Below are 9,507 nucleotides of genomic sequence, written 5' to 3'. Positions count from 1 at the left end.
AAATTATTTGATATGAGTCCACTTAAGAATCCATCCTTTTATGCATGATTCATTTGACCATTTTGTATAAACAATTGCCATGTATGAATAGACCATAAAAAGCAAATCATGATGTAAATATTATAACGCATGTGTGTATTCAAATGTAAATGAAAAGCAGTTATCATCCATAACAGTTCATAAATTTTATGATACGTTTTTATCACTCAAAATCGCATTGTTAAAAACGCAATCGTTTGAAATTTTCAATACCATACGTTTAAAGAAAACAGCTTATTTTAATGATTGGATTCTTAATCGCATAACAAAGAACAAATTAACATTTACCAAACTTGCGAGCGCAAAATCTAAGGATGTTATAGTAACATTAGATTATCCTATAAGAAGATAATCGTTTAAAACTGTTATAAGCTTATAGGTTTTCATTTATAAGATTGCATAAAAGATTTAAAGATAAAATCGTTTTTAAAACGCTTTTTAAAAATTTAGAAAATGATAGGCAGGCATTATACAAACATATCATCACAACAGATATGAAATTCAAAACGTTATATCTTATGATAAAAAGCTTTTTTTGACATATGCAAGCAAGCTATCAAAAAACGTTTTAAAAGTTATCGTTTAAAAATACAAAGTTAAATGGGGGCACCTATTGAGACAAGATAAGCAAGCAAAGTTCAAAACCGTTGTAACATCATAAAGACATGGAACTTTACTCAATTTTGCGTCAAAAGCGACGTTGTTTAAAGGAATGCTCTATTCTAAAGATAACGAACTTAAATTTGAGCTGGTTAATTTGCAAAGAAATTCAGTTTTAAAGAAAAGTAAAAGACGCTTATAAGAATCTCTTTAAGTGAATGTTTAAACGTTTGAAACATAAAATGAGATCTTTATAAGAAACCTTTAAAACCTCTTTTTATAACAGCTATAATTTAGTTATCATTTGCTCTTAAGAACGTTTCATTTACGAAAAAAAGAAGATCTAGATTTCACAGCAGAGCCAATCTTGAAAGCCTTATATTTTTAAAAACGGTTGTTTGTTTGTCTTATGAAAAGCTGCTTAAAAAACAACACTTGTAAATATTAAAAACGGGTTTTGTTATAGACATTTCACTTAATACATATTTGCTTTTGATTTGTTTGATAGGTTTTGATTTTAGAATGTCATTTATTTCAATTCACTCAACTCAATTTTAAGCTTAGTAATATATTGAAACGTTTTAAAGAAGCGTTTTGACAATGTGCTTTGTTTTAAACGAACCTCTTTAAAGAAAAGGGCGTTATGATTAATACGTTTGATAGTCATAAAAGCGTTTATAGGCTCTAAATTCACTCTCTCATTCAAATCAGTGTTATCAAGATCATACCCATCATTTACGGTTCTTTTGATAAGTTTTCATAAAAACAAGAAAGCGCTTGCAATATGATACGTTTTGTATACAGGCATTCATTATTGATTTCGTTTGTATGAATCATTTGCACAATACCTCTATTGAAAAGCCGCGTCATATCACTTGGCACGGCTTTCTTTTTGAATTCTCTCTTTTATGGTACATTTAAACAATGTATCTTATAAGGCGTTTATAGCCATAAAGGCGCCCCTCACGCTTGTTATTTGTTTTATCTCTCAATCTTTACAACCTCATCGCTTTTATAGACCTCATAATTATCGGGAACCAATTTTATCTTACTTTGTGTATCTATTTTTGCGCGACCATAGGCAAAACCACTCACAATCGCATTGCCATAAACCTTGCCATATTTATTTGATTTACATCATGTAATATATACGTTTTATAAATTGCAATAGAAACTTGTTCCCTTAACACATGATCCGCAAAGAGACTGAATAAAACGACTCTAAAAACAGCTCTCTTATGAAGAGCGAGCAATAACTTAAGCCATTTGACAGCAAAAAAAATGATAGTGTATAAACTCATAAGCTTAAGAGACTGTTCCACAATAAATCTTTCTTTATCCTCTTCACAATTCCTATTTTGAAAGAGGAAAAAGTCCTTCTTTAAAAATCAATATAATAGCTGCTATTCTTTATGAAAGATATGATCCATCTGTATCATAAATAAAAACATGAAGCACCGCACAATCTTGTCTTATGTAAAACGATACCTTTTGAAGCTTTTGAAAATCATAAAACTAAATGAAAAGATAATACTCAAAACGAACAGGATTTTTTTATCTTTAAAATTTTATCTCTTTCACTGATCTGTATCTGCATTTCAGCAATACACCGATATTCATGATCTTTAGAGGCCAATCCAACAATAAAAAATATAAAAAGCACCAATGAGAAAGAATTTTACTTTTTAATTTTTTTCCAAAAAATCTTTGAGTACTGCAATCGCTTCTCCAGCCCGCTCTCCTTCAGGACCACCAGCCTGCGCCATATCAGGACGGCCACCTCCACCTTGACCACCAAGGATACTTGAAAGAATACGAACAAGATCAACAGCATTTAACCTATCCGTTAAATCATCCGTAATGCCAACAACAGCACTCCCCTTGCCATCTTCTGAAACACTGATAAAAGCAACCACTCCAGATCCAATTTGTTTTTTTCCAGAATCAACGAGTGCCTTAAGATCCCGTGGTAAAATATCTTTGACAATACGCCCCATAAAAGAAAGCCCCTTAATGATGGTAATATCACCTTGACCACTTCCTGTTATTCCACCACTCAACACCATTTTTTTGCGTACATCATTCAACTCTTTTTCAAGTTTACGACGATCATCAAGCAAAGCTCTCACCCGTTCTTCTAAACCAGAAGGAGAAGTTTTTAAAAGATCAGCGACTTCATGAATACACTCATCTTGGCGGCTAAAATAAAGGCGCGCTTCTTTGCCTGTTAAAGCTTCGATACGCCGTACTCCAGCAGAGACGGAACTTTCAGAAACAATATGAAACAAACCAATATCGCCTGTTCTTTCCACATGCGTCCCTCCACAAAGCTCAATGGACCAATGTTTTTTTAAGTCTTCCTTTTCAAGTAAGTCTCCCATAGAAACAACGCGAACGTCATCACCATATTTCTCCCCAAAGAGCGCCATTGCTCCCTCAGAAATAGCATCATCTATGAGCATAAGGCGCGTTGTTACTTTACTATTTTGCAAAACAATCTCATTTACTAAATCTTCTATTTTTTTTAATTCTTCTGCACAAACAGCTTTTGGATGAGAAAAATCAAAACGCAACCGTTCCGGCGACACAAGAGAGCCCTTTTGAGTGACATGAGATCCCAATACTTGACGTAAAGCCTCGTGTAACAAATGGATCGCAGAATGGTTGGCACGAATTTTTTTACGACGAACACCATCAACGGTTAATTCTACACAATCAGACCTTGATGCATGACCAGACTTCACTTCTCCAAGATGAATAAAAACCCCATCAGCCTTTTTCTGGGTGTCATGCACTTCAAAAATAAAATTTTCACCCGAAATAATACCACTATCACCAATTTGCCCCCCAGATTCACCATAAAAAGGGGTCTGATTGAGCACAAGAATGGCTTTCTTTCCTGCAGAAACCTTATCAACAATTTTACCATCACACACAAGAGCTGTAAGAATACCTTCAGCTTTTTCTGTTTCATACCCTAAAAATTCTGTAACCCCTACCTGATCGCGAACAGAAAACCAAATTGTCTCCATCAAAACTTCACCTGAACCAGACCAATGAGCACGAGCTTCCTCTTTTTGGCGTTCCATTGCTTTATCAAAAGCATCAACATCAACAGATATTCCACGACGCCGAAGAACATCTTGCGTTAAATCAAGTGGAAACCCATAGGTATCATAAAGCTTGAAAGCAACTTCACCATTTAAATGGTCCCCTTCTTTAAGCTGAGCACTTTCTTCATTTAACAAACCTAGTCCTCGTTCAAGCGTTTTACGAAAACGCATTTCTTCTAATTTTAAAGTTTCCGAAATCAAAGATTCCGCACGCACCAATTCAGGATAAGCCTGTCCCATTTCACAGATTAAAGCAGGCAAAAGCTGCCACATTAAAGGTTCTTTAGCACCAAGAAGATGCACATGACGCATAGCTCGACGCATAATGCGACGCAAAACATATCCCCTTCCCTCGTTGGAAGGAAGAACACCATCCGCAATCAAAAATGCCGATGAGCGAAGATGATCAGCAATAACACGATGGCTGGCAATAAAATCACCCTTTGCCTTAATCCCTGTAATTTCTTCTGATGCTCCAATTAATGCACGAAAAAGATCAATGTCATAATTATCCTGCACACCCTGTAAAACAGCAGCAATACGCTCTAATCCCATACCTGTGTCGATAGAGGGATGTGGTAAATCAACACGTTCTTCCTTAGAAAGCTGCTCATACTGCATAAAAACCAGATTCCAAATCTCAATAAAGCGATCACCATCTTCTTCGATACTTCCAGGGGGACCACCCCAAATTTCGTCACCATGGTCATAAAAAATCTCCGAACAAGGACCACAAGGACCTGTATCGCCCATCGCCCAAAAATTATCAGCTGTAGCAATACGGATAATCTTTTCATCTGGAAGACCTGAGATTTTACGCCATAATTCAGCAGCCACATCATCACTTTGATAAACAGTGACCAGCAATTTATCTTTGGGCAGGCAAAATTCCTTTGTTAAAAGATCCCATGATAAAAAGATGGCTTCTTCTTTGAAATAATCACCGAAAGAAAAATTACCCAGCATTTCAAAAAATGTATGATGGCGTGCTGTATAGCCAACATTATCAAGATCATTATGCTTTCCACCAGCACGAACACATTTTTGTGCCGTTGTAGCCTTTTTATAAGAATGCTGTTCAAGTCCAGTAAAAACATTTTTAAACGGCACCATCCCTGCATTTGTAAACATAAGTGTAGGATCATTGCGTGGAACAAGTGAACTAGAAGAAAGAACTTTATGCCCATTCCGATGAAAATAATCCAAAAATGTTGATCGGATATTATTAACACTATTCATATGAATACCTGCCCAATACAACGCAAAACCATAAAAAAACCTCCCCCATTAAATATCCTCTTTGCCACGCATAGAGTCAATTTAATCAAAACATAGAATATTTGTTCAAAAAAATTGAGAAAAAAATGACTGTATATTAAAAAAACTCAAACAAATAAAAACAGAAAAATTATTAACGAAAAAACGCTCCATCAAATGGCTTCATCGCTCTCTGTATTGTCTGCGCCTGCATTTTCTAACAATTCAATCGCAATCAAACCAGCATTTTGACGCAAAGCCGTTTCAATTTCTGTCGCTATCTCTGCATGTTCGCGTAAAAACTGTTTCGCATTTTCACGTCCCTGCCCTAAACGTTGAGAATTATAAGAAAACCACGAGCCAGATTTTTCCACGATACCCACTTTGACTCCCAAATCAATCAACTCGCCTAGCTTGGAAATACCTTCCCCATAAATAATATCAAACTCAACCTGTTTGAAGGGAGGAGCCAACTTATTCTTCACCACTTTAACACGCGTCTGATTGCCAACAATCATATCCCGATCTTTAATAGAACCAATACGGCGAATATCCAAACGAACAGAAGCATAAAACTTTAAAGCATTTCCCCCTGTTGTTGTTTCAGGTGAACCAAACATCACACCAATTTTCATGCGAATTTGATTAATAAAAATCACCATACAGTTAGAGCGAAAAATAGAAGCTGTAAGTTTTCGCAAAGCTTTGCTCATCAATCGCGCTTGTAATCCTGGTAAAGCATCGCCCATTTCACCATCAATTTCCGCTCGTGGGGTTAAAGCTGCAACAGAATCCACAACAAGCACATCAACGGCACCAGAACGAACCAATGTCTCTGTAATTTCCAATGCCTGTTCACCGGTATCTGGCTGAGAAATAAACAAATTCTCTAAATCAACACCAAGCTTACGCGCATAGATAGGATCAAGAGCATGTTCAGCATCAATAAAAGCACAAATCCCCCCTCCTTTTTGTGCCTCAGCAATAGCATGTAGAGCCAATGTTGTCTTCCCAGAACTTTCTGGTCCATAGATTTCAACAATACGCCCCTTCGGTAAGCCGCCAACCCCTAAAGCAATATCCAAGGATAATGACCCTGTTGGAACGGTTTCAATTTCAACCACTTGCTCTTTTTGCCCAAGACGCATAATCGAGCCTTTACCAAAAGAACGTTCAATTTGTGAGAGAGCAGCATCGAGAGCTTTTGTTTTATCCACGATTATATCCTTGACCGATTCATAATAATCTAACACTTAAACTGTACACTGTACTTTTAATCTAACTAAAGCCTTGAGTTTAGATTTTCACAGACTATTTTCATCCCTATCCTCTCGTTATGTCTATAACATATCATAACCATCAAAATAAAGAACTGGCCCTTCTTACCTTATGATATAAAATAGACTCCAAAATAAAATCTCTTATAGAAGAGCAAATTAACACATTTATCTCTTTAGAAAAGGAACAATTTAAATTTCAACATAATGTTTAATCTTTCTGCTTACCCCTTTGGTAAAGTCCTGAAAAAAAAACTCTTTCCTTAGTCACAAAAAAACATATCATCACTCCGCTCCCCTATTGCATCGAAGAACAAAACGCCTTTGTATTGCATATTCATGCGCTTGTTTTAAAGAGACATTTTTCAATACTCGTCATACCCATTTCGCGACAGTGCTCATAAAGAGTATACTATAAAATCCATTAAGCACCAACATCTTTACGTTTGGCCCCCAGTACCACCATCATTACACCATCAGATATTTTCCCGGCCCCCAATGTTGCGACAGCTCTCAACACTTGAAACGATTCATCAAAGCTACCTTTAATTTTTTTATAGAAGAATGAAGAGATATTATACATAAAAAGATAATAAAGTCAATATGTTGTTTGCAATTATTTGATATGAGTCCACTTAAGAATCCATCCCTTTATACGTGATTCATTCGACCATTTTTTATAAACAATTGCCATGTATGAATAGAGCATAAAAAGCAAATCATGATGTAAATATTATAACGCATGTGTGTATTCAAATAAAATGAAAAGCAGCTATCATTCATAACAGTTCATAAATTTTATGATACGTTTTTATTACTCACAAATCGCATTGTTAAAAATTTAATCATTTGAAATTTTCAATACCATACGTTTAAAGATCACAGCTTGTTTTAAAGCTTGGATTCTTAATCGCATAACAAAGAACAAATTAACATTTACCAAAATTGAGAAGCGTAAAATCTAAAAATATTATATTAACATTAGATCATTCTATAAGAGGGTAATCATTTGAAACTTTTATAAGCTTATAGATTTTCATTTATTAAGGGGGCATAAAATATTTAAAAATAAGATCAGTTTTATAACCACGGTATTTTTTTACCGAGGTACGAAATAGCAGATATGAAATTCAAAACGTTATATCTTATGATAAGAGAAAGCCTTTTTATAACGTGTGCAAGCAAGCTATCAAAAAATGTTTTAAAAGTTATCGTTTAAAAATATGAAACCAAATGGGGGCACCCCAATTAGGGGGCAGTTACTTTAAGAGAAAAGATAAGCAAGCAAAGCTCAAAACCATTGTAACATCATAAAGACATGGGATTTTACTAAATTTTTAGAAAAAAGCGAAATGTTTAAAGAATGCTTTATTCTAAAGATAATGTCTACAAAATTGAATTGGTTGATTTTGCCAGCTCAAAATTGAGCCGGCTAATTTGCAAAGAAATTAAGTTTTAAAGAAAAGTAAAAGACGCTTATAAGAACTTTACTAAATGAACGTTTAAACGTTTGAAACTGATGTTTTATAACACTATAAACTTAGTTATCATTTTCTTTTTGGAACGTTTCATTTACGAAAAAATAAAAATCTAGATTTCACAGCAGAGCAAATCTTAAAACTTAGGTTCTAAAAAGCGTTTGTTTATTTGTCTTATGAAAAGCGACTTTTAAAAACCAACGCGCGTAAATGTAAAAACGGGTTTTGTTATGACATTCACTTAATAGGCATTTTCTCTTGATTGTATTGATAAAGCTACCAAGCGTTTTAATACGTTTTTATTTTAGAATGTCAGTTATTTGAATTCACTCAACTCAATTTTGAGCTTAGTAGTATATTGAAACGTTTTAAAGAAGCATTGTGACTATATGTTTTTTCAAATAAATCTCTGTTACTGGCTCGGCTCGTATTCATAGCTATGCCGAGGTTTATAATTATGCTCTTATTAATGGTCGTGCAAAAATACATGGCAAGGTCTATGGCGGTGCTTTGGTGGGTGGTTGTGCTGAGATTTATGGCTCTGTTTTTGGCAACGCCAAGGTTTTATTCTATACCAAGGTCTGGGGGCGCGCTTATGGCAATGCGAAATTAACCAAGAAAAGCAAAGTAAGGGAAGTTCCTATAAATTATGAAGTTTATGAAAGCGATAACCTTGTCAAGATTGTTGATGAAACAGAATAAAGAGCGGCGCATGGGGGGCGCCTTTAATGACTATAAACACATTATAAGATGCAACTATAATAAAAAAAGAGAATTCCAAACAAGAAAGCCGTGCCAAATGATATGACGCGGCTTTTCAATAGAGGTATTGTGTAAATGATATTCATACAAACGAAATCAATAATGCATGCCTGTATACAAAACGTATCATATTGCAAGCGTTTTATTGTCTTTATGAAAACTTATCAAAAGGAACGTAAAGGATAGGTATAATCTTGATAGCATTCATTTGAATGAGAGAAAATATAAACGCTTTATGAGTTATCAAACGTCTTAAGAATAACACCTTTTCTTTAAAGAGATTCATTTGAAATAAAGCACATTGTCAAAACGCTTCTTTAAAACGTTTCAATATATTACTAAGCTTAAAATTGAATTGAGTGAATTGAAATAAATGACATTCTAAAATCAAAACCTATCAAACAAATCAAAAGCAAATATGTATTAAGTGAAATGTCTATAACAAAACCCGTTTTTAATATTTACAAGTGTTGTTTTTTAAGCAGCTTTTCATAAGACAAACAAACAACCGTTTTTAAAAATATAAGGCTTTCAAGATTGGCTCTGCTGTGAAATCTAGATCTTCTTTTTTTCGTAAATGAAACGTTCTTAAGAGCAAATGATAACTAAATTATAGCTGTTATAAAAAGAGGTTTTAAACGTTTCTTATAAAGATCTTATTTTATGTTTCAAACGTTTAAATATTCACTTAAAGAGATTCTTATAAGCGTCTTTTACTTTTCTTTAAAACTGAATTTCTTTGCAAATTAACCAGCTCAAATTTAAGTTCGTTATCTTTAGAATAGAGCATTCCTTTAAACAACGTCGCTTTTGACGCAAAATTGAGTAAAGTTCCATGTCTTTATGATGTTACAACGATTTTGAACTTTGCTTGCTTATCTTGTCTCAATAGGTGCCCCCATTTAACTTTGTATTTTTAAACGATAACTTTTAAAACGTTTTTTGATAGCTTGCTTGCATATGTCAAAAAAAGCTTTTTAT

2 protein-coding genes and 1 pseudogene are annotated in these 9,507 nt (G+C 34.2%); 1 reads left to right on the top strand and 2 read right to left on the bottom strand.

Annotation, left to right across the window (positions count from 1 at the left end; all coding sequences use genetic code 11):
• Nucleotides 1-2,324: 2,324 nt before the first annotated feature.
• Nucleotides 2,325-4,991: an alanine--tRNA ligase gene (gene alaS / locus FNZ60_RS09265; RefSeq protein ID WP_142417273.1), complete on the bottom strand. Its 2,667-nt coding sequence runs from the start codon at nt 4,989-4,991 to the stop codon at nt 2,325-2,327.
• 191 nt (nt 4,992-5,182) lie between these two features.
• The gene (recA, locus tag FNZ60_RS09260; RefSeq protein WP_142417272.1) at nt 5,183-6,226 is read right to left on the bottom strand and encodes a recombinase RecA; all 1,044 of its coding nucleotides are present in this window, start codon (nt 6,224-6,226) and stop codon (nt 5,183-5,185) included.
• A gap of 1,949 nt (nt 6,227-8,175) precedes the next feature.
• On the opposite strand from recA, the pseudogene FNZ60_RS09835 reads away from it, so the two are divergent.
• Nucleotides 8,176-8,466: pseudogene (locus FNZ60_RS09835) on the top strand (hypothetical protein); the annotation flags it as partial.
• Nucleotides 8,467-9,507: the final 1,041 nt, after the last annotated feature.

This window comes from Bartonella massiliensis (assembly GCF_902150025.1).
GTDB classification, from domain to species: domain Bacteria; phylum Pseudomonadota; class Alphaproteobacteria; order Rhizobiales; family Rhizobiaceae; genus Bartonella; species Bartonella massiliensis.
This window is presented reverse-complemented; position numbering and strand designations above follow the sequence as displayed.